The 19,754-nt window shown below is 64.6% G+C and carries 22 protein-coding genes; 12 read left to right on the top strand and 10 right to left on the bottom strand.

Annotation, left to right across the window (positions count from 1 at the left end; all coding sequences use genetic code 11):
- Together D8Z78_RS16060 and D8Z78_RS16055 are read right to left on the bottom strand one after the other, a co-directional pair.
- The gene (locus tag D8Z78_RS16060; protein WP_058249072.1) at positions 1-2,070 is read right to left on the bottom strand and encodes a protein-disulfide reductase DsbD family protein; all 2,070 of its coding nucleotides are present in this window, start codon (positions 2,068-2,070) and stop codon (positions 1-3) included.
- Between the two features lie 240 nt (positions 2,071-2,310).
- Positions 2,311-2,541 carry a DUF2933 domain-containing protein gene (locus D8Z78_RS16055; RefSeq protein ID WP_240672154.1) on the bottom strand — a complete coding sequence of 77 codons (231 nt, stop codon included), beginning with the start codon at positions 2,539-2,541 and terminating at the stop codon, positions 2,311-2,313.
- Positions 2,542-2,735: 194 nt separating this feature from the next.
- On the opposite strand from D8Z78_RS16055, the gene D8Z78_RS16050 reads away from it, so the two are divergent.
- From D8Z78_RS16050 to D8Z78_RS16015, 8 genes are read left to right on the top strand one after another with little or no spacing between them, the layout of a single operon-like run.
- Positions 2,736-3,308, top strand: coding sequence for a L,D-transpeptidase (locus D8Z78_RS16050; protein ID WP_058249070.1), 573 nt, complete (start codon positions 2,736-2,738; stop codon positions 3,306-3,308).
- A 24-nt stretch (positions 3,309-3,332) separates the two neighbouring features.
- A complete protein-coding gene (locus tag D8Z78_RS16045) occupies positions 3,333-3,791 on the top strand; it encodes a c-type cytochrome (protein ID WP_058249069.1) in 459 nt (152 codons plus the stop codon).
- The gene (locus D8Z78_RS16040; protein WP_058249068.1) at positions 3,791-4,105 is read left to right on the top strand and encodes a hypothetical protein; all 315 of its coding nucleotides are present in this window, start codon (positions 3,791-3,793) and stop codon (positions 4,103-4,105) included. Before D8Z78_RS16045 ends, D8Z78_RS16040 begins: the two co-directional genes overlap by 1 nt.
- Positions 4,106-4,143: 38 nt before the next feature.
- A complete protein-coding gene (locus tag D8Z78_RS16035; protein WP_058249067.1) occupies positions 4,144-4,710 on the top strand; it encodes a c-type cytochrome in 567 nt (188 codons plus the stop codon).
- Between the two features lie 2 nt (positions 4,711-4,712).
- The gene (locus D8Z78_RS16030; RefSeq protein WP_058249066.1) at positions 4,713-5,618 is read left to right on the top strand and encodes a c-type cytochrome; all 906 of its coding nucleotides are present in this window, start codon (positions 4,713-4,715) and stop codon (positions 5,616-5,618) included.
- Between the two features lie 55 nt (positions 5,619-5,673).
- Complete coding sequence (locus tag D8Z78_RS16025) at positions 5,674-7,059, top strand: multicopper oxidase family protein (RefSeq protein ID WP_058249065.1); 1,386 nt, start codon at positions 5,674-5,676, stop codon at positions 7,057-7,059.
- Positions 7,056-7,493 (top strand): c-type cytochrome, encoded by a 438-nt coding sequence (locus D8Z78_RS16020; protein WP_106268390.1) that lies wholly within the window; start codon positions 7,056-7,058, stop codon positions 7,491-7,493. The genes D8Z78_RS16025 and D8Z78_RS16020 overlap by 4 nt, the downstream gene beginning before the upstream one ends.
- A 1-nt stretch (position 7,494) precedes the next feature.
- On the top strand, positions 7,495-8,226 hold the full coding sequence (locus tag D8Z78_RS16015) for a DsbA family protein (protein ID WP_058249063.1): 732 nt from the start codon (positions 7,495-7,497) through the stop codon (positions 8,224-8,226).
- A gap of 40 nt (positions 8,227-8,266) precedes the next feature.
- Here the strand turns inward: D8Z78_RS16015 and D8Z78_RS16010 are convergent, their stop codons facing one another.
- Complete coding sequence (locus tag D8Z78_RS16010) at positions 8,267-8,461, bottom strand: heavy-metal-associated domain-containing protein (protein WP_058249062.1); 195 nt, start codon at positions 8,459-8,461, stop codon at positions 8,267-8,269.
- A 159-nt stretch (positions 8,462-8,620) separates the two neighbouring features.
- Here D8Z78_RS16010 and D8Z78_RS16005 point away from each other — a divergent pair, with 159 nt between their 5' ends.
- Together D8Z78_RS16005 and cueR are read left to right on the top strand one after the other, a co-directional pair.
- Entirely contained in the window at positions 8,621-11,128 is a 2,508-nt protein-coding gene (locus D8Z78_RS16005) for a heavy metal translocating P-type ATPase (protein WP_128910807.1), read from the top strand.
- 10 nt (positions 11,129-11,138) lie between these two features.
- Complete coding sequence (gene cueR / locus D8Z78_RS16000; protein WP_058249060.1) at positions 11,139-11,540, top strand: Cu(I)-responsive transcriptional regulator; 402 nt, start codon at positions 11,139-11,141, stop codon at positions 11,538-11,540.
- 38 nt (positions 11,541-11,578) lie between these two features.
- Here cueR and D8Z78_RS24690 read toward each other — a convergent pair whose 3' ends face one another.
- The 7 genes from D8Z78_RS24690 to D8Z78_RS15970 all read right to left on the bottom strand — a co-directional run bounded on the left by D8Z78_RS24690 (position 11,579) and on the right by D8Z78_RS15970 (position 17,474).
- On the bottom strand, positions 11,579-11,866 hold the full coding sequence (locus tag D8Z78_RS24690) for a copper-binding protein (RefSeq protein ID WP_058249059.1): 288 nt from the start codon (positions 11,864-11,866) through the stop codon (positions 11,579-11,581).
- A gap of 24 nt (positions 11,867-11,890) precedes the next feature.
- On the bottom strand, positions 11,891-12,379 hold the full coding sequence (locus tag D8Z78_RS24685; RefSeq protein ID WP_058249058.1) for a cupredoxin domain-containing protein: 489 nt from the start codon (positions 12,377-12,379) through the stop codon (positions 11,891-11,893).
- A 26-nt stretch (positions 12,380-12,405) separates the two neighbouring features.
- Positions 12,406-13,773 carry a multicopper oxidase family protein gene (locus D8Z78_RS15990; protein WP_058249057.1) on the bottom strand — a complete coding sequence of 456 codons (1,368 nt, stop codon included), beginning with the start codon at positions 13,771-13,773 and terminating at the stop codon, positions 12,406-12,408.
- On the bottom strand, positions 13,770-15,170 hold the full coding sequence (locus D8Z78_RS15985; RefSeq protein ID WP_058249056.1) for a TolC family protein: 1,401 nt from the start codon (positions 15,168-15,170) through the stop codon (positions 13,770-13,772). The genes D8Z78_RS15990 and D8Z78_RS15985 overlap by 4 nt, the downstream gene beginning before the upstream one ends.
- A gap of 274 nt (positions 15,171-15,444) precedes the next feature.
- Entirely contained in the window at positions 15,445-15,855 is a 411-nt protein-coding gene (locus D8Z78_RS15980; protein WP_058249055.1) for a hypothetical protein, read from the bottom strand.
- Positions 15,856-15,888: 33 nt separating this feature from the next.
- Complete coding sequence (locus D8Z78_RS15975) at positions 15,889-16,650, bottom strand: glutaredoxin family protein (protein ID WP_172431723.1); 762 nt, start codon at positions 16,648-16,650, stop codon at positions 15,889-15,891.
- Positions 16,650-17,474: a DUF305 domain-containing protein gene (locus tag D8Z78_RS15970; RefSeq protein ID WP_172431724.1), complete on the bottom strand. Its 825-nt coding sequence runs from the start codon at positions 17,472-17,474 to the stop codon at positions 16,650-16,652. Before D8Z78_RS15970 ends, D8Z78_RS15975 begins: the two co-directional genes overlap by 1 nt.
- Positions 17,475-17,661: 187 nt before the next feature.
- Between D8Z78_RS15970 and D8Z78_RS15965 the strand changes: the two genes are divergently transcribed.
- Together D8Z78_RS15965 and D8Z78_RS15960 are read left to right on the top strand one after the other, a co-directional pair.
- Complete coding sequence (locus D8Z78_RS15965; RefSeq protein ID WP_058249054.1) at positions 17,662-18,243, top strand: L,D-transpeptidase; 582 nt, start codon at positions 17,662-17,664, stop codon at positions 18,241-18,243.
- A gap of 69 nt (positions 18,244-18,312) precedes the next feature.
- Positions 18,313-19,596, top strand: coding sequence for a multicopper oxidase family protein (locus D8Z78_RS15960; protein ID WP_240672153.1), 1,284 nt, complete (start codon positions 18,313-18,315; stop codon positions 19,594-19,596).
- The last annotated feature ends 158 nt before the right edge of the window (positions 19,597-19,754 follow it).

The following is a 19,754-nucleotide window of genomic DNA, read 5'->3' as shown; positions in this document are numbered from 1 at the left end:
TCAGTTCGGCAAGGTTGCCCGATCGAGAGCCTTCAGCACGGATCGGTCCGTCAGGATTTCCGACAGGACGATACCCTCTGGCGCGCCCGGTCCATAGACGACGTTGAAGGGGATGCCGTAACGGTCGAAGCTTTCGAGATAGCGCGCAATCGACTCGTCCGGGCGCGTCCAGTCGGCCTGCATGAGGGTGATGCCGTCAGCGGACAGCGCCGTGCGCACCGGGTCGCGTTCCAGCACCAGGGCTTTGTTGGCCTTGCAGGTCAGGCACCAATCCGCAGTGACATCGACAAAGACGACCTGCCCGCCCGACACCTGCCGCGCGATCTCGGCGCGGGCAAAGCTTTGCCAAGCCAGCGCGCTGCCGTCCGGCGCGGGGGAGGCGGCGGGCGTGGACACGAAGGGAGCGGCCACCAACGTCACAGCGACCAGAAGCGCCGCGCCAGACAGGCGCGGACCCGGTGACAGGCGGCTGAGCGACAGCAACCCGGTCACCGACAGCGCCAATGCCAGCACGATGAGCGCAGTCCACGGCCCGGCGACACCGCTCATGACCCAGACCAGCCACCCGAGCGTGGCCAACAGCATCAGCCCCAGAACCACCTTGACCAGCAGCATCCAGCGCCCGGGCTTCGGCAGGCACGTCACCACTCCTGGCCACGCCGCGACCAGCAGGTATGGCAGAGCCAGCCCCAGCCCCAGCGCGGTAAAGATCACGGCGATATCGAGACCCCGACCGGCCAGCGCAAAGGCTATGGCGGTGCCCAGCAGCGGCGCGGAACAGGGCGTGGCCATGACCGCCGCGAAAAGGCCTGTGGCAAAATCTCCGCCGCCGTTATTGGCCATCCATGTCTGGAGCCTGGACGGCAAGGAAATCTCGAACGCGCCCAGCAGGTTGCCGGAAAAAACCGTCATCACGACGATCAGACCTGCAAGGAAGACCGGGTTCTGGAATTGCAGACCCCAACCCACGGACACACCCGCCCATTTCAATCCGTAGAGTACCGCCGCAAGCGCCCACATGAAGGTGAGGACCCCGGCGGCGGCGGCAAGAAAACCGCGGCGGATGCGCGGGCGATCCTCTGAGCCGTGGCGCAGGACAGACGAGAACTTGATCGACAGGACGGGCAGCACGCAGGGCATAACGTTCAGGATCAGACCGCCAAGGAAGGCAAGCGCGGCGATCCCGGCCAGCATCCCCGCCCCGGTCCTCCGCGTTGCCAGACGAAAGGGCGGGGCAGGGGCGCTTGCCACCTTTGTGGCTGGCACCGTAAAGGCGCGGGTGTCCCCGTCGGTCACTGTGATACGCGGTGTCTCGGGCGGGCCAGAGGACAGGATCGGGAGCCGCGCCCAAAGCAGGCGTCCGTCTTCGCCCAGCCGAATGTCGGGTGCACCGAAGGTGACGCCGTCACCGGCCTCGGGGAAGATGTCGGGCGCGTCGAAGGCCTTGGTGCTGCGCAGCGCGACGGTCAGGCTGCGGGCCGCGTCATCCACATGGAATTGCGCCGAGGTGATGCGCGGAACGGGGGCCATTTGCGGGACCTTGTCCACGAAACGCGCAATCCTGTCGGCAGAGGTCTGGTCGATGCCGCTGCCCGGCGGCAGGTCGAGCGTCAGGACGAAATCCTCAGGCACGCAGATGTCGGAGCATACCAGCAGCGACACGGCCGCGTGCAGCCGGGCCGCGGTGCCGGGCTGTTTCAGCGTGATCCGCAAGGGGAACACAACCTCTCCATGATAGCCGAAATTCTGGATGCCGAAGGCGGTGAAGCGTTCCGGTGCAGGCCATTGAAAATCGACTTCGGCGATGTTGGTCGAGCCGGACCAGTCGACCCGGGGCGGTGTGCCGACCTCTCCCGGCGTGCGCCAATAGGTCTTCCATCCCTCGGATATGGTCAGGTCCAACCCGGCGGCCAAGCTGCGTGATCCCGGCGCCACACCGTTTTGCGCGGTGATGAGCCGGGCAATGACAGGGGTCGAACGATAAACGTCCGACGTGGCGGCCAAGGCCCCGCTCGCAATCAGCGACAGGGCGGTCAGAAACCCGACAAAATACGTCTTCCGGCGCAGCATGGTCACGTCAGTTTCCCGTGTTCAGAACGAATCCTGTCCGGCCATCTGCGCAACGCAGTTGTGCAACGCCGGGCGACGATCCGTCCACGATCTCGCAGCCAGGGGGAAGCAAGGCCGCGACCGTATCTCCACCCTGCGTCGACAGGGCTGAGGGCGAACGGAAGCAGTCACTGAGCGTGGCAGAACAGCCCGACACAACCGCCATTGCCCCAAGCACAAAGACGCGAGGGGTCAAGTCCTTCAGGCCTCCTCGGGGCGGCGCTCCGAGCGCGCCTCGGATTTGGCAGTGTCGTGGCTGTGGCACGATTTGCCCATCATCTTGTGCATGACAAGGTGCGCACCGACGCATAGCACCAGCGGCGCAAAGGCCAGTGCATTCGATCCCAGCCCCGACAATGTGCCGCCGCCGATGAAATATCCGGCGATCGGCAGCAGCATCACGGCGCAGCAGGCCATCATGCCCCAATGCATCAGCTTTCCTGCGCCCCTGGCAGAGTGCCTGTCATCCTTCATCGCCCAATCCTTTCGCGGTGTCGTCGATGGCGGTTATGCCACCCTCCGGCAGCGGAAGGTCAAGGATACAAACAGATACATTTCTCTGGCCCTGCTGCGATTGATGTGTGCGGCCCGGCCTGTATCTATCATTGCCAAAGTTGACGGAGGGTATGACCATGACCAGACAGAAACAGACGCGTCGCGCCGTTCTGCGCGCGGCCATGGCCTCTGCCGGTCTGATCGGAGCGCCGGGCATCCTGCGCGCCGCCGGGGATGTGCAACGGCGCAACATCTCGGCATTTCGGACCCATGACTGGCATGACCATTTCGATAACCTTGGCAAGGGCATCATCATCGCCGACACCGCCAGCAAGATGCTGCAGCACTGGACTGCAGAGGGTGAAATGCGGATCTATCCGACATCGGTTCCGCTGACGGATGAACTGACCAAGCGTGGCTACACCGAAGTCGTCGAAAAACGCAAGAATCCCGGCTGGGCGCCGACCCCGTCGATGCGCGAACGCAACCCGGAATGGCCCGCATATGTCGAGGGCGGCGACCCGACCAATCCCCTGGGAACACGGGCGCTATACCTGTCATGGACCTACTACCGGATCCACGGAACGCAGGACACGCGCAAGATCGGACGCAAGTCCTCGAACGGTTGCATTGGTCTCTACAACCGACAGATCGAAGAGGTCTACGACCGCGCGCCGCTTGGCACACAGGTCAAACTGATCTGAAATCAAACAAGCAGGACAGACAAGATGGACAAGTTGACGGGCCTGATCGGGGTCGTTCTGATCGGTGGTGTCGCGGCACTGGGATGGCAGGTGTTTGGCGCGCAGGACGCGCCGCAAGGGCATTCGATGGTGCCGCCGGACACCAGCAATATTGCTGAAGGTGCGCCCATTGCCGAGGTCTCTCTTCCCGATGACCTGTCGGCCAGTGCAAAGCTGGGCAAGACCATGTTCGAAGCGGCCTGCGCCAAGTGTCATGGCGATAACGCCGCAGGACAGAACGGCATCGCGCCGCCGCTGGTCCACAAGATCTACGAGCCGAACCATCATGGCGACATGGCCTTTCTCATGGCAGCCAAGAACGGCGTGCAATCTCATCACTGGAACTTCGGCAACATGCCGAAAATCGACGGCGTGACCGACGGCGACGTCAAGATGATCGTCGCCTATGTGCGGGAATTGCAGCGGGCGAACGGGATCAACTGATGCGGGTTCGGGTGGGACTTCGGCTGTGTCTGGTGTTGCTCTGCACGATGGTGCTGGCGTCGCTTGGCGTGACCGAGTTCGACCCGCATCCCGAAAGCCGCCGGATCGCCTCCGTCGAGGACCATGTGCATGATTCCGAGGCACAGGGCCATTGCCACCCCGGTATCGACTGCGCCCCTGCGGTGATCTTCCTTGCGCTTCATATGCCGGAGGTCACACCTGTTCGGCTCGACACGCCACGGCTTTCGGAGGCTCGGTTGGACGAGGGTTGGCGCTTTACCGATGATCCACCCCCGCCGCGATATCGTGTCTGATGACTCAGCTGAAAAACGATCAACGGAGACATGAGACTATGAAAAAAACGACTTTGACCGCCGCCATCCTGATTGCCGGCACCACCGTGACCGCACTTGCCCATGGCAGCGCCACAGGCATCGTCAAGGAACGCATGGAGGCCATGATGGCGATGGGTAAGGCGGTGAAAACCGTCACTCCCATGATGCGCGGCGAAACGGCCTATAACGCGGAGGCCCTGCGCGCCGCCGCCCTCACCTTTCAGGCCCATGCCGGCAAAGCCCTGACAGAGCAATTCCCCGAAGGCAGCGGCGGTGCCCCGTCGGAGGCCAAGGATGAGATCTGGCAGGACTGGGCCCGCTTCACTGATCTGGCTGACCAGTTGGAAACCTATGCGCGCGGGCTGGAATTGGCGGCGGCCAACGGTCTGGGAAGCGATGGCAGCATGGGCGCTGGTGCCATGATGGGCGGGAGCAGCATGATGGGGGGCGGGTCCATGATGGGCGACTCAGCCGACATGATGAGCGCTGAGGCCATCGGTGCCATGCCCGCCGATGCGGCCTTCAACATGACCACGCAGGTCTGTTCCGCCTGCCATGCGCGCTTCCGCGCCGAGGATGACTGACCATGCGTCGCATCCTTATGGGCGCGGCGGTGCTGGGCACGGTCGCGCTTGCGGGGGTGGTGTCGCTGGTCGTCTGGCCGGTCGGCGCTGCCACCGTCCCGATCACCTTGTCAGGCAATGTTGATCGCGGTGCCTATCTCGCACGGGCCAGCGGCTGCATCTCTTGCCACTCGAATTTCGAGGCAGGCGGTGCGCCTCTTGCGGGCGGCGCGCCGCTGGATACGCCTTTTGGCACGTTCCACCCGCCAAATCTGACCACTGACCCGGTCAGTGGCCTTGGCAACTGGACGGTCGAGCAATTCGCAAGGGCGGTCCGGCAGGGGGTCGGGCCAAACGGAACCCCGTATTATCCGGCCTTTCCCTATGCGTTTTACGCGGACTTCACCGATCAGGACATCGCCGATCTCTGGGCGGCGTTCCAGACGGTGCCGCCCGTTGCAGACCCTGCGCCCGATCATGTGGTGGGGTTCCCCTTCGATCAGCGTTGGGGGCTGAAACTGTGGCGCGCGGCCTTTCTCCACGACCCGGACACCCGGCCGGTCGAGGGCCGCAGCGACGCATGGAACCGGGGACGGGAACTGGTCCGCGGCCCAGCCCATTGCGGTGCCTGCCATACCCCCCGCAATCTTGCCGGGGGGCGAGACCTTGCTGCACGGTTCGCCGGAAACGCGGCTCTGCCCGGCGGCAGCAAGGCACCCTCGATTCAACCGCAGGCGCTGGAAGAGGGCGGCTGGACGGTTTCGGCGCTGGCGTATGCGCTGGAAACCGGGTTGACGCCTTCGGGTGATGCCTTTGGTGGAAGCATGTCCGAAGTGGTGCGCGAGAACACGCGCTTCATGACACCCGAGGACCGGACCGCCATGGCGACCTACCTTCTGCAAGGCGAAGACGGCGGGCAGACGGACTGACACGAGACGGGCGGGGGCCACGGTGGCCCTCGTCCCCTGCAAAGGACACAAGCGTATGACATACACGCGGCGCACTTTCCTTGCCCTCGCGGGGGCGGCGGCGGGTCTGGGCCTGCCACTGCGGGCGCAGTCCCTCAGCGGTGCCATACCTCTGGTCACGCGCGAGGCCAGCCTGCAACTGCTGCCCAATGGTTACCCGCAGACGCGCATCTGGGGCTATGACGGCGCGGTCCCCGGCACCGAGATCCGTGTGCCGCAAGGCGCGCGCGTGCAACGACAACTGGTCAATGACCTGCCCGAGGCCACCTCCGTGCATTGGCATGGCATCCGCATCGACAACGTCATGGACGGTGTGTCGGGCCTGACGCAGGACGCGGTGCGGCCGGGCGAGACCTTTGATTATGACTTCACCGTGCCGGATGCCGGAACTTATTGGTATCACGCGCATAACCGATCATACGTGCAGGTTGCGCGCGGACTGCGCGGTGCGTTGATCGTCGAAGAGCCTCATGCCCCTGACGTGGATCGCGACGAGGTGCTGATCCTCGACGACTGGCTGATCGACCCTGAAACCGGTCAGATCGCCGACACGTTTGACCAGCCGATGATGATGAGCCACGGCGGGCGAAGCGGGAACTACGTCACCACCAACGGTCAGTATAATCTGACCCTGACGGCACAGCGGAACGACCGACTGCGGCTGCGCCTGATCAATGCCGCCAACGCGCGCATTTTTGCGCTGCGGCTACAGGGGATGACGGGCTGGACCGTCGCACTTGACGGGATGCCCTTGGCACAGCCGCAGCCGGTCGCGGACACGCTCCTGCTGGGTCCGGCGCAGCGGATCGACTTGTTCGTCGACATCACCGCCGCGCAGGGCGAACCGGCGGCGCTGTTGAATGTCGATACCAATGAACCCTTTCCGCAGGTGGCCTTTACGGTGACGGGGCAGGGTGCGCAGGTGGCTCGCGCCGCCCCCGCCGCGTTGCCACCCAATCCGCGAATGGATTTGCTCGATCTGGCCAATGCCACGCCAGTCAAGCTGTACATGTCGGGCGGCGCGATGGGACGGATGAACGCGGCGGTGCTGAACGGTGAACGCAAGGGCTTTCGCCAGCTCGCGGCAGCGGGCTATTTCTGGGCGTTGAACGACGTGGCGAATATGCCCGACACGCCCTTGACGACGCTGTCGCGGGGCGACCACGCGCGGGTCGCGATCACCAATGACACCGTATTTCCCCACGCCATGCACCTTCACGGTATGCACTTCCGTGAGGTCACCCAAGGTAAGACAGGATCGATGCGCGACACGCTGCTGATCGGCGCGAACGAGACCCGGGAAATCGCCTTTGTCGCGGACAACCCGGGCAAGTGGCTCTTCCATTGCCACATGCTTGAACACGCCGCGTCCGGCATGACCACATGGTTGGAGGTCACATGAAGGGGTCAGTATCCATCATCGGGGCCGCGCTGGTTCTGGCGCAGACCGCATTGGCCGACACGCCGGATATCGCCGAAGGCGAGGTCTTGTATGCCGAGAATTGCGCCTCTTGCCACGGGGCCGAGTTGCAGGGGCAGCCCGACTGGCGCGCGCCCGGCCCGGATGGCCGACTGCCTGCCCCGCCGCATGACGAAACCGGCCACACCTGGCATCACAGCGACCGCGTGCTGTTCGGCTATACCAAGCTGGGCGGCAAGGGCTTCATGGCACAGCAGGGCATGGAGTTCGATAGCGGCATGCCCGGCTTTGACGACCGACTGAGCGATCAACAGATCAGGAACATCCTCGCCTACATCCGCTCCACCTGGCCAGACCGGACCCAGCAGGTGCAGGCCGAACGCAGCAAGGCCGACATGGAAAACGGAGACAACTGACATGACATTCAAAACCCCCATACTTGCTCTGGCGCTGGTCGCGCTGACGCCGTTGCCGACCCTGGCGCAGGATCTCGACGAGGCGCGGATCAAGGAGCTGGTTCTCGAAGCGATACGCGAGAACCCGGAAATCGTGATGGAAGCGGTGGCGATCCTTGAGCAACGTCAGGCGGGCGCGCAGGCCGATGCGCAGGCGCGTGCGCTGGACACACAGCGCGAGTTGATCGAGAATGACCCGAACGCCCCGGTGCTGGGCAATCCCGACGGCGACGTGACCGTGGTCGAGTTCTTTGACTACAACTGCCCCTATTGCCGCCGCGTGAAACCCGAGGTCCGCGCGCTCATCGACGCGGATCCGAACATCCGTCTGGTTTATCGCGAATGGCCGATTCTCGGCGACGGCTCGGTCTTTGCCGCAAAGGCTGCGCTGGCGGCCCGCAAGCAGGGAAAATACGAAGACTTCCATTGGGCGATGATGGGTAACGAAGGCCGCGCCGAAGAGGCCAGCGTGCTACGCGTGGCCGAAGAGGTGGGTCTGGACATCGAGCAATTACGTGCCGACATGGATGCCCCGGAAGTCGAAGACCATATCGCGACCTCGATGCAGTTGACGCAGGCGCTTGGGTTCAACGGCACCCCGTCTTTCGTGATCGGCGACGCATTGGTGCCCGGTTTCGTTGAAACCGACCAATTGGCCAAGCTGGTTGCCGAAGCGCGCCAAGCCGCTGAATGAATGTGCGCTGCCCGCGTCCATGCGCGGGCAGCGGTGTCGCTCAGGCTGCGGTGGACTCGTATCCGGCGTCCTTGATCGCAGCCGACAGCTGATCGGCGCTGAGCGCGCTGTCGATACGCACCGTGCGGGTGTCCAGATCGCAGGCGATCTGCGCCGCCGGGTCTGCCGATTTGACCGATTTCTCGATGGCCGAGGTGCAGTGGCCGCAGCTCATGTCGGGAACCTTGAAGTCCATGTTCATACCTTTCCGGATTTTGACTGACAGGGAGATAGAGGTTCCAGCGGGGGGAAGGTCAAGATGGTCGGAGCGGCGCAGAAATTTATTTTCGGCCCTTGACCCTCCAGTGACTGGAAGCCCTATCTCTGCCGCAAGATCAAAGCGAAGGAGCCCCCCATGTCGGACCCGATTCCCCTGACCCTGTCTGTCGAAGGCATGTCCTGCGCGTCCTGCGTGGGCCGCGTGGATCGCGGACTGTCGACTCTGGAGGGCGTGAGCGACGTGTCGGTGAACCTCGCGTCTGAATCGGCGCGGATGCAGGTGGACAGCCCCGACCGCGCGGGCGAGGTCGTGGCTGCGCTGGCCGATCTGGGCTATCCGGCGCGCACCGGGCGGGTGACGATGACCGTCGAGTCCATGTCCTGCGCGTCTTGTGTCGGGCGGGTGGATCGTGCGCTGGCGGCGGTGCCGGGCGTGCTGGAGGTCAACGTGAACCTCGCCGCCGAAACCGCCACCGTCACCTATGCCGAAGGGGCCGTCACCCCGGCCCAGCTGGTCGCGACCAGCACGCAGGCGGGCTATCCCGCCCGGCTGGCCGAGGCCACCGACACCGAGGATCGCAGCACCCGCAAGGCCGAAGAGGCCCGCGCGTTGTCGCGGCGCATGGCCTTTGCCGCGGCGCTGGCGCTGCCGGTCTTCATCGTGGAGATGGGCGGGCATGTCTTCCCGGCCTTTCACCACTGGATCAACGCCACCATCGGCCAGCAGACCAGCTGGGTGCTGCAATTCCTGCTGACGACCCTCGTGCTGGCCGGGCCGGGGCGGATGTTCTACGCCAAGGGCATCCCCGCATTGCTGAAGGGCGCGCCGGACATGAACAGCCTTGTCGCGGTGGGCACCGGGGCGGCGTATATGTATTCGGTCGTGGCGACCTTCTTGCCGGGGCTTTTGCCCGACGCCCTGCGTGCCGTCTATTTCGAGGCAGCGGCGGTGATCGTCGTGTTGATCCTGCTGGGCCGGTTCCTTGAGGCCCGCGCCAAGGGGCGCACCGGTGCCGCCATCGAGAAACTGCTGGGGTTGCAGGTCAAGACCGCGCGCGTGCTGCGCGGCGGCGAGACCGTGGAAATCCCGGTCGAGGAACTGGCGCAAGGGGACATCGTTCTGGTCCGCCCGGGCGAGCGTATTGCCGTCGATGGCGAGGTGACAGAGGGCGCCAGCCGTGTCGATGAAAGCATGCTCACCGGAGAGCCGGTTCCGGCGGCCAAGGCCATTGGCGACAGCGTGACCGGCGGCACGGTCAACGGCACCGGCAGCCTGACGGTCCGCGCGGGGCGCGTCGGGCAGGATACGACGCTGGCGCAGATCATCCGCATGGTCAAAGAGGCGCAGGGGGCAAAGCTGCCGATTCAGGGCTTGGTCGACCGCATCACCCTGTGGTTCGTCCCCGCCGTCATGAGCGTCGCTGTGCTGACCGTGCTGGTCTGGTTGGTCGTCGGGCCGCAGCCCGCGCTGACCATGGCTTTGGTGGCGGGTGTGTCGGTGCTGATTATTGCCTGCCCCTGTGCGATGGGTCTTGCCACGCCGACCTCGATCATGGTGGGCACGGGGCGCGCCGCCGAACTGGGCGTGCTGTTTCGCAAGGGTGACGCGTTGCAGGCGCTGGATGGCGTGCAGGTCGTGGCTTTGGACAAGACCGGCACCGTGACCGAGGGTCGCCCGGAATTGACGGACCTCGTGCTGGCGCCGGGCTTTGACCGCGCCGGGGTGCTGCCCGTGGTGGCCGCTGTCGAGGCGCAGTCCGAGCACCCGATCGCCGAGGCGATCGTGCGTGCCGCACAGGCCGAGGGGATGACCCTGCCGCAGATCGCGGGGTTTGCCTCGGTCACGGGCTACGGTGTGCGCGCCGAGGTCGAGGGCCGGGAGGTGTTGATCGGTGCCGACCGCTTGATGACGCGTGAAGGTGTGGATGTCAGTGCCTTGGCGGATCGCGAGGCGGAACTGGCGGAGACTGGCCGCACCGCGCTGTTCGCCGCCATCGGCGGGCAGGTCGCGGCGGTGATCGGTGTGGCCGATCCGGTGAAACCCGCCAGCAAGGCGGCCATCGCCGCCCTGCGCGCCAAGGGGCTGACCGTCGCCATGATTACTGGTGACAAGCAGGCCACGGCGGATGTCATCGCCCGCGAAACCGGCATCGATCATGTCGTCGCCGGGGTGCTGCCCGATGGCAAGGTCGCCGCGCTGGAGGCCTTGCGCCAAGGCCGCCGCGTCGCCTTTGTCGGGGATGGCATCAATGATGCCCCCGCGCTGGCCCATGCGGATGTGGGCATTGCCATCGGCACCGGCACCGACGTGGCCATCGAATCCGCCGATGTGGTCTTGATGTCGGGCGACCTGCGCGGGGTGGTCAACGCGGTCGAGGTCTCGACCCGGACCATGCGCAACATCCGCGAGAACCTGTTCTGGGCCTTCGCCTACAACACCGCGCTGATCCCGGTGGCGGCAGGGGCCCTGTACCCGGTCTGGGGTGTGCTGCTGTCGCCGATGCTGGCGGCGGGGGCGATGGCGCTGTCCTCGGTCCTTGTCCTGACCAACGCGCTGCGCCTGCGCCGCGTCGCGCCCGCGATGTCGGAACGGGCCGATCCGGCCCGCAGCGGCGCGGCGCCCGTGGCCGCCCCGGCGGAATAAGGAGGCAAGAATGAACATCGGAGACGTCGCCCGCCAATCGGGCTTGCCGCCCAAGACCATCCGCTATTACGAGGATATCGGGCTGATCCGCCCGCAGCGCAGCGAAAACGGCTATCGCAGCTTCCGCGAAAGCGACCTGCACAAGCTGGCCTTTCTGGGCCGGGCCCGCGCGCTTGGCTTCACCATCGAGGATTGCCGGACGCTGATGGCGCTGTATGAGGACGATCACCGCGAAAGTGCGCAGGTCAAGGCGGTGGCCGAGGAACACCTGCGGCAGATCGATGAGAAGATCGCGCAGCTGCAATCCATGCGCGCCACCCTCGACACGCTGATCCACGCCTGCGCCGGGGATCACCGCCCCGACTGCCCGATCCTTCAGGATCTGGCGCGCAGCGACGCGAACCAAGCCTGACGTGCAAGCGCGCCCCGCAACAGGGGCGCGCAGCAGTTTCACTTCGACAGTTCGGTGACGGTCAGTTTACCGTTCACCCGCTCTGCAAGGAAGGTGATCCTGGCACCCTCGCTCAAACCGTCGAGCATGGTCGGATCGGACAGATCGAACACCATCTTCATGGCGGGCATGTCGAGATTTTCCAGCGGGCCGTGATCGATTGTGACCTTGTTCCACTTGGTGTCGATCTTGGTTACGGTCCCCGAGGACATCGGGTGGTCGCCCTCAGCCAACGCGGCCCCGGCTGCAAGGATCATGGCGGCGGACAGTTTCAGAAGTTTGTTCATTTTGGATTTCCTGTGGATTGAAGATCAGTTGACGATAAGGGCGCCGTGCATGCCGCCCTCGTAGTGGCCGGGCAGGAGGCAGGCGAATTCGAACTTGCCCGCTTTGTTGAAGGTCCAGAGGATGTCGGCCTCTTCGCCGGGATCCAGTCGTACCGAGTTCGGGTCGTCGTGTTCCATCTCGGGGAACTTTGCCATCAACACCTTGTGCTCGGCGTTTTCCGCCATCGTGTCCATGACGAACTCGTGGGTTTCCTCGCCCATGTTGACGATGTGCAGACGGACGGTTTCACCCGCCGCAAAGACCATGTCAGCCGAGGGTTCAAAGACGAAAGGCGCGTCCTTGTCGTAATCCTCCCGCATGATGACGTCGATCGTGCGGGTGGGTTCATGGCCGTGCATGGCGGGCATGCCGACGGCCATCTGCCCGCTGCCATGTCCGGCGTCTGCCAAGCCCGGGACAGGGGCCAGGGCGGGCGCCATGGCCAGCCCCAGTATCAGAAGTGCAGTTCTCATGAGCGCGTTTCTCCTGTGCTCTTGCATCAACCCTGCCGCACGCCGCCGCGCGGCGTGATCACGGTTTTGGGGCTGGTGTTGCTTGCGTGTTCGGGCAGCTCGCCCGTCCATTCGTAGGCTTCGGTTCCGGGCGGGTTCTGATACCAGCCGGGATCGCTGTAATCGTCGCGGTCGATGCCCTCGCGGACCTTCACGACACTGAACATGCCACCCATTTCCAGCGGGCCATGGGGTCCCCAGCCCGCCATCATCGGGATGGTGTTCTCGGGGATTTCCATGGACATCTCGCCCATGTCGGCCATTCCGGCGGTGCCCATCGGCATGTAACCGGGCTGATGGCGGCGCATCATCTGGGTCAGTCGGGTCTTGTCGGCACCGATCACCGTGGGCAATTCATGGCCCATGGCGTTCATCGTGTGGTGTGACTTGTGGCAATGGATCGCCCAGTCACCTTCGTGGATTGCGTCGAATTCATAGGCCCGCATGGCACCGACGGGAATGTCGATGCTGACCTCCGGCCAGCGGGCTGTTTCGGGCACCCAGCCGCCATCTGTACAGGTGACATGGAAGTCGTAGCCGTGCATGTGGATCGGGTGGTTGGTCATCGTCAGGTTACCACAGCGCACCCTCACCCGGTCGCCCTTGTTCACCACCAAGGGATCAATGTCAGGGAAAATCCGGCTGTTCCAGGTCCACATGTTGAAGTTGGTCATCTCGGCCACGCGCGGGATGTAGGTGCCGGGATCGATGTCGTAGGCCGCCAGCAGAAACGCAAAATCCCGATCCACCGGCATGAAGGCCGGGTCGCGCGGATGCACGATGAACAGGCCCATCATGCCCATGGCCATCTGCACCATCTCATCCGCATGCGGGTGGTACATGAAGGTGCCGGACTTGGTCAGGTCGAACTCATACACAAAGGTCTTGCCCGGCGGGATCGCGGGGTGGCTGAGGCCACCGACGCCGTCCATCCCCGAAGGCAATATCAGCCCGTGCCAATGCACGGATGTGTGTTCCGGCAAGCGGTTGGTCACGTAGATGCGCACGCGCTCGCCCTCGACCGCCTCGATGGTGGGGCCGGTGGATTGGCCGTTATAGCCCCACAGCCGCGCCATCATGCCATCCGCCATGATGCGCTCGACCGGCTCGGCGACGAGGTGGAATTCCTTCACGTTGCCGTTCATCCGCCACGGCAGGGACCAGCCGTTCAGCGTCACGACCGGGTTATAATCCAGTCCGGTCATGGGACGGTCTGGCACCTGCGTGTAGGGGATGTCGGTAAAGGCGGCCTCTGGCAGGTCGCGGAAACGGGTTTCCGCGGCGGCGGCCGAGGCCAGCACGGCACCGGCACCGGCGGTCAGCCCGGCGCCCAGCAATTGACGACGGTTCATCATTCTTCCCCTCCTTTGGACAGGGTTACGGATCCGCCCCAGATCGCGGCGGTCGCTTCGGTTTCGGCGAGCCAGTAGTCTCGCTTGGCCTCGGCGGCGGACAGCCGGGAGTCCAGCCCCTCCTGCGCGTCGGCGATCAGTTCGAAGGTAGAGGTCAGCATGCCGTTGTAGGACAGCAGCGCCTCTTCATCGATCTGGCGGCGCAGCGGCAGTACCTGGTCGCGCCAATGTCGCGCGATGTTGTGCCGCCCCGTGACCGCCTTGTAGGCCATGCGCGCGTCCGACCGCGCGTCGATGGCCTGCTGTGCAAGGGTGTTCGCCGCCTGCAGGTAGGCCATGCGGCCGCGTTTCGACACCAGCGGGCCAGTGTCATACAGCGGGATTTCGAAATCCAGCGCCAGCGCGGGCGTGGCCTCGGTTTCGCCGTTGGCGCGCTCCAGCTCGACCCCGGCGACCAGCGCCGCGTCGGACACCATGCGGGTCTTGCCGGTCAGACGATAATCCAAGGCGATGGCCTGCAGTTCCAGCTTGCCCGCGGCCAGGTCGACGCGGTTGGCCAGTGCCTGCTGCTCAATGTTGCCTGCCGCGCGCGGACCGCGCGGCAGGGCGGGCAGCGCATCGGGCACGTAGACGGTGGTGGCGCTCCCCCACAGACCCATCAGGCGCAGCAGCTTTTCCTTGGCCAGCTGTGCCTCCAGCCGGGCGGCGGCGCGTTCAGCCGCCAGTTCTGCGGTAAAGGCATGTTCGCGCGCCTGGTCGGCCTTGTTCATGGCGCCGGTCCGGCCCAACTGCACCGCCAGCTCCGATGCGGCCTCGGCCGTGCCGTGGGTCTGTCCGATCAGCGCGGCCGCCTCGAAGGCCCCGACCGCTTCGATCCAGGCGCGGCGGGTTTCCACGGCAAGGTCAATGGTTTGTGCCAGCGCCGCCAGTTCCGCCTGGCGAAAGCGGACTTCGGCCAGCTGGGTACGCGGCTTGGTCGTTGCAAGATCCAGAAGCGCGCCCGCCACGGTCGCCTCGAGCGTGCGGGTCACGTCACCCGCCAGGCCCGAAACGGATACGCCGAGCGTGGGCACCGGGCCCATGGCCACCTCCCACAGGTCCGTCGAAGACAGTCCCAGCTCGGCAAAGCTGGCCTGAAGCGCGCGGTTGTTGATCAGCGCGACCTGCACTGCGGTATCGGCGCTGATCGTCTTGCCATGGACCAGGGCGTGCACGCGCCTTTCCGTGGCCTCGATATCGGCAGCGGACTGGTTCCAAACGGGCACAGCCCCGACGGCCTTGCGGGCGCCCTCTTCGACGCTGACGAAACCGGCACGGTCGGCCTTTGCGCGCTCGATTACAGCGGGATTGGCGCAGGCTGCCACCAGCAGCGCCGCGCCGAGCATCAACGGCAGTTTCATTTGCCGCCCTCCCGCTGTGCATCGTTCAGGCTGCGCCAGTCAGCGGGTTCTTGAAGCCGGTAGCCAAGATAGGCCACATTCGGTCCAGGTTGCGCCATGGTCGCAGGCGGCGTCACAGACGCGGCCGTCAACCCAGGCGCGGTGTCAAGCTCGGGAAGTGCCGCACAGGCACCCACGAGCAGCGGCAATCCAGCCGCAATAGCAAGTTTCACTGGTAGTCCCTCGTCGTGTCAGATGCAGTTATCCGCAGGCGAATCGCCGCGGCGGGGCTGCATCAGGCACGTGGGGGGCGCTGCAAACCTTCGGGAATTGCGGTGATGACAAGCGAAGCTATGTCCCAGGACCGGATCGACACTGGAATGGCGCGCGGCGCCTCCGCATCCGCTGACCGTAGATCGCCGAGGACGCAAATATGCGATGCGCAATGATCCGTAGCGTGATCAACCGCGTGGTCCGTTGTTTGACTGGCGTGGTCGTGCGCCTGCTCAATGGTCGCCTCGTGTCCGTCGCACAGGATCATCGCGGACGCGTTGGACGGCATCAGGGCCATCGCCAGAAAAAGGGCGACGACCTGAAATTTGACCAGAAGTGCGCGAATCCAGTGAGACATTCGTGAATCGATAAGCGAGAAAACGACACCCGGCAAGTCACCAAAACGTGTGGCCAAAATTTCCGTGCCGAGCATGTAGGCGCGGGAAAAAAGGCATTTTTCAGACCATCACCCGAACAGTGCCTTGCTGCCCATCCACAGGCCCATGGCGATCATCATCAGGTTCTCGGTCAGCGACACGAAGCCCAGCGGCACGTTGGACGACCCGCCGACGCAGGCGCATTTCAGCGCGCGCTTGTCGATGTAGACCGCCTTGAACACGCTGACGGCGCCAACCGTGCCGATGAACAGCGCCACGGGGGCCGACAGCCATGTCAGGGCTCCGGCGGTCATCAGGACGCCCGCCAGCGCCTCGCCGAACGGGTAAACCTTGCCGTAGGGCACCCAGCGGCGGGCGAGCAGGTCGTAGTTCAGAAACATGGTCGAAAAGCTCTCGACGTCCTGCAATTTCTGGATCGCGAGTATCGTCATCGACAGCGAGATGAACCATTCCACGGCGCGCACCGTCAGGACCGTGCTGTATTGGTGCCACGAAAGCCCCAGCGCCAGCAGCGCCGCGACGGAGAAGATTGCGATGACCGGCTGGTAGCTGGTGTCGCTCTGGTCCTCCTTGGGCGGGTCGAGGTCGAAATGCACGCGCAGGTCGTCATAGCCGCCGATGCGCTCGCCGTTGATGAAGGTCTGCGGCGTCGTTTCGACCCCGTGCTTCTTCATGAACGCGTCGGTTTCCTCGCGCGTTTCCAGATGGTGGTCATCGACCGTGTAGCCCTGACGTTCCAGCAAATCCTTGGATTTCAACCCAAACGGGCAGAGGTGGTCGGGCATGACCATCCGGTAGAGCGTGGCGGTTTGCGTTGTATCCTTGGGCATCATTGACCTCCTTCGCAGGTGTATTGGCCGCGGAACCCGGCGGAGTAATCCGGTCCAGCGGTGACGATCAGATCGGTCAGGTCGTCGGCCTCGCGAAGGTCGGCGCGCAGCGGGTCGGCACCAAAGCCGTCACCCTGCCGGTCGAGCCGCACGAGGTCACCGCTGATCTTCATCACCGCGGCATCCTCGTCCACCGCCAGAACGGCGGGGCTGGTTGCGGTGTAGGTAAACCGGCAGGTGGCGCCGTCGGGCAGGGCCTTGGCGATGTCGTCGGCGGTCAGGAATTCCGGGTCGACGGTGGCGGTCACCTCGGTCGACAGAGCCTGTCGGGCGTCGACCACCTCGGGCGCGGCGGTCTCGCCGGTCGGATCAGCCTCGCCATTGGCCGAGATATCGGCGATCAAATAGCGCATCTCGGCGATTTCCTTGTCCTGCGCATAGACGATGGCCTCGGCCAGTGTCGCCACGCGCGGATCGGTGATCTCGGCCCGCGATGAGGTCATGATGGCAATCGAATGGTGCGGGATCATCGCCCGCATGAAGGACCGGTCCTGCACCGTGACCTGACTGCGCACCAGCCAGAGCGACAGCGCAAAGACCACGACGGAGCCCACGAAGATGCCCGCGTTCAGCGCCTTGTTGGTGTACATCGACAGCATGAAGGACAGCATGACAAAGGCCATCGTGGCCCCCATCAGCACAGCCATCCAAGCCCGCGTTTCCGAAAAGAAGACGTGCCCCAGAAGGTAGGTGTTCAGATACATCAGCACGAACATCACCAGCGTCGACGTGCCGATCATCAGGAAAAATCTGGAATACTTCATCAATCCTCTCCCGCTTGGCTCACATGTGAAGCAAACGCCCTTCCAGCGCTGGAGGGTTCCGAAATGGCGCGAATTCCGTGCTTTCGGGGAAACAGGCCCGCCTGCGCAGGGCAGGATCACGGGCATTTGACTGGGCGCAGGCATTGCGGGCTGGCCTGCTGAAACGCATGCGAGAACAGGAGATGTCATGACTGGATATACACGCCGCACGATCATAACGGGGCTGGCCATGGCCTTGGCCGCGCCGACGCTGGCGCGCGCCCATCAGGTCACATTGCCCGACCACTTCAACCCGACGGCCGTGCAGACCGGTCGCACAGACTGGCTGCCTGGGGACATCCACGTGGTGCCAGACGAGTTCCACCTGTATCTGATGGGGAAGGACGGGGCGGCGATCCGGTATGGCGTGGGCGTCGGGCGCAAGGGGCTGTACGAATCCGGCGTCTTTACTGTCGCGCGCAAGGCCAAGTGGCCGTGGTGGCGCCCGACCCAGTCGATGATCCGCCGCGATCCGGGGAAATATGCCAAATACAAGAACGGCATGAAGGGCGGCCCGAACAATCCGCTCGGCGCAAGGGCGCTGTACCTGCATGACGATCAGGGGCGTGACACCTATCTGCGCATCCACGGCACCAATGCGCCCTCGACCATCGGCAGCGCCGTCTCGAACGGCTGCGCGCGGCTGACCAATGAGCACGTCAAGGACCTGTATGAAAGGGTCGAGATCGGCGCCCGCGTGACTTTGCACCCCAAGGTGACGACGGCGTGAAGCCCTCGCGGGTTGAACCCCGGAGCACGGTATCCGAAAACCCGGCCGGAACAATCGGAGGACCCCGCGATGCAGATGACAAGGCGACAGGCTTTGGCCTTATTGGCTGCAAGCGCAGCAACACCGGCCTTCTCGGCACCAAGCCGCGTCACCCTGCGCCCCGAAGAGGTCGAAACGGTTGTTGCCGGGCGACGCCTGCCGATGCTGGCCTTCAACGGGCAGGTTCCGGGGCCGGAGATCCGTTTTAGACAAGGCGACAGGGCGCAGATCCGGTTGGACAATGGGCTGAACGACGGGGCCTTGGTGCATTGGCACGGGCTGCGCGTGCCCAACCGCATGGACGGGGTGAACGTGCTGACACAGGATGTGGTCATCCCCGGCGAACGCTTTGACTACCGGTTCGACGTAGCCGATGCGGGGACCTTTTGGTATCACTCGCATTACCTGTCCTATGAACAGGTCAGCCGGGGCCTCTTCGGGGCCTTCATCGTCGAGGAACGCGACCCGCCCGCCGTCGACCACGACATCACCGTGCAGCTGTTCGACCTGCTGCTGGATGCGGACGGCCAGTATGATGACAGCTTCGATCCCGCGCGTTTTGCCACCGAGGGGCGCTTGGGCAACGTCAAGGCCGCCATCCTGTCGCGGGACAGCGTGCAGCAAGGCGACCGGCTGCGCCTGCGGATCATCAACCCCTCGATCGACCGCATCTACCGGCTGTCCGTGACCGGGCTGGCGGGCAAGATCGTGGCGCTGGACGGGATGCCGTTGGAGGGGCCGCAGGCGCTGGCTCCGATGGTGCTGGCCCCCGGTCAACGCTGCGACGTGATCGCCGACGTCACCGGCCCCGTGGCGCTGCGCGACACCTATGATAGGGCGAACGACCTGCTGGGGCAATTGACCGTGACCGGCACGCGCAGCCCCTCGACTGCGCCGATCCCAGCCCTGCCGCCAAACCGCATGGCCCGTCCCGGCACGCCGGATCACACCACAAGGCTTGTGCTTCAAGGCGGCGCGGGCGCACCTGCGCATCGCGGCACCGGAACATGGGCGCTGAACGACGTCTCGGGCCTGCCACGTCGCCCCTTGGTCGCGGCAAAACGCAACCAGACCGTGCGGATCGAGATCGAGAACCGCACCGGCTTTCCCCATGTCATGCACCTGCACGGCCACCATTTCCACGAACTGGACACTTCGGGAGGCCTCGGTCCGCTGCGCGACTCGACCCTGCTGGCGGCGGGAGAGACACGCGCCATCACCGCCGTCCTCGACAATCCGGGCGCGTGGATGCTGCATTGCCACATGCTCAGCCATCAAGCCGATGGCATGGCGACGTGGCTGACTGTCAGTTGAAGGCAGCTATTTCTGATATATTATGAAGGGCGTACCAAAAGGAGTCGTAAGCAACATAATCAGGATTACAAGACAAACGGTTGTAGCCGCAAAGTTAAAGTGTCCCACATCTGCAAATCAGAAGTGTCACACTTCCCCTGTTGCTGACAGGATTGGAG

It is taken from the genome of Tropicibacter alexandrii (genome assembly GCF_003667315.2).
In the GTDB taxonomy this organism is placed as follows: Bacteria; Pseudomonadota; Alphaproteobacteria; order Rhodobacterales; family Rhodobacteraceae; genus Tropicibacter; species Tropicibacter alexandrii.
This window is presented reverse-complemented; position numbering and strand designations above follow the sequence as displayed.

What these genes read in the sequence shown, in the direction of transcription:
- D8Z78_RS16060 (WP_058249072.1), bottom strand. Translation starts at nt 2,070, where the DNA reads ATGCTGCGCCGGAAGACGTATTTTGTCGGGTTTCTGACCGCCCTGTCG.
- D8Z78_RS16055 (WP_240672154.1), bottom strand. Translation starts at nt 2,541, where the DNA reads ATGCATTGGGGCATGATGGCCTGCTGCGCCGTGATGCTGCTGCCGATC.
- D8Z78_RS16050 (WP_058249070.1), top strand. Translation starts at nt 2,736, where the DNA reads ATGACCATGACCAGACAGAAACAGACGCGTCGCGCCGTTCTGCGCGCG.
- D8Z78_RS16045 (WP_058249069.1), top strand. Translation starts at nt 3,333, where the DNA reads ATGGACAAGTTGACGGGCCTGATCGGGGTCGTTCTGATCGGTGGTGTC.
- D8Z78_RS16040 (WP_058249068.1), top strand. Translation starts at nt 3,791, where the DNA reads ATGCGGGTTCGGGTGGGACTTCGGCTGTGTCTGGTGTTGCTCTGCACG.
- D8Z78_RS16035 (WP_058249067.1), top strand. Translation starts at nt 4,144, where the DNA reads ATGAAAAAAACGACTTTGACCGCCGCCATCCTGATTGCCGGCACCACC.
- D8Z78_RS16030 (WP_058249066.1), top strand. Translation starts at nt 4,713, where the DNA reads ATGCGTCGCATCCTTATGGGCGCGGCGGTGCTGGGCACGGTCGCGCTT.
- D8Z78_RS16025 (WP_058249065.1), top strand. Translation starts at nt 5,674, where the DNA reads ATGACATACACGCGGCGCACTTTCCTTGCCCTCGCGGGGGCGGCGGCG.
- D8Z78_RS16020 (WP_106268390.1), top strand. Translation starts at nt 7,056, where the DNA reads ATGAAGGGGTCAGTATCCATCATCGGGGCCGCGCTGGTTCTGGCGCAG.
- D8Z78_RS16015 (WP_058249063.1), top strand. Translation starts at nt 7,495, where the DNA reads ATGACATTCAAAACCCCCATACTTGCTCTGGCGCTGGTCGCGCTGACG.
- D8Z78_RS16010 (WP_058249062.1), bottom strand. Translation starts at nt 8,461, where the DNA reads ATGGACTTCAAGGTTCCCGACATGAGCTGCGGCCACTGCACCTCGGCC.
- D8Z78_RS16005 (WP_128910807.1), top strand. Translation starts at nt 8,621, where the DNA reads ATGTCGGACCCGATTCCCCTGACCCTGTCTGTCGAAGGCATGTCCTGC.
- cueR (WP_058249060.1), top strand. Translation starts at nt 11,139, where the DNA reads ATGAACATCGGAGACGTCGCCCGCCAATCGGGCTTGCCGCCCAAGACC.
- D8Z78_RS24690 (WP_058249059.1), bottom strand. Translation starts at nt 11,866, where the DNA reads ATGAACAAACTTCTGAAACTGTCCGCCGCCATGATCCTTGCAGCCGGG.
- D8Z78_RS24685 (WP_058249058.1), bottom strand. Translation starts at nt 12,379, where the DNA reads ATGAGAACTGCACTTCTGATACTGGGGCTGGCCATGGCGCCCGCCCTG.
- D8Z78_RS15990 (WP_058249057.1), bottom strand. Translation starts at nt 13,773, where the DNA reads ATGATGAACCGTCGTCAATTGCTGGGCGCCGGGCTGACCGCCGGTGCC.
- D8Z78_RS15985 (WP_058249056.1), bottom strand. Translation starts at nt 15,170, where the DNA reads ATGAAACTGCCGTTGATGCTCGGCGCGGCGCTGCTGGTGGCAGCCTGC.
- D8Z78_RS15980 (WP_058249055.1), bottom strand. Translation starts at nt 15,855, where the DNA reads ATGCTCGGCACGGAAATTTTGGCCACACGTTTTGGTGACTTGCCGGGT.
- D8Z78_RS15975 (WP_172431723.1), bottom strand. Translation starts at nt 16,650, where the DNA reads ATGCCCAAGGATACAACGCAAACCGCCACGCTCTACCGGATGGTCATG.
- D8Z78_RS15970 (WP_172431724.1), bottom strand. Translation starts at nt 17,474, where the DNA reads ATGAAGTATTCCAGATTTTTCCTGATGATCGGCACGTCGACGCTGGTG.
- D8Z78_RS15965 (WP_058249054.1), top strand. Translation starts at nt 17,662, where the DNA reads ATGACTGGATATACACGCCGCACGATCATAACGGGGCTGGCCATGGCC.
- D8Z78_RS15960 (WP_240672153.1), top strand. Translation starts at nt 18,313, where the DNA reads ATGCAGATGACAAGGCGACAGGCTTTGGCCTTATTGGCTGCAAGCGCA.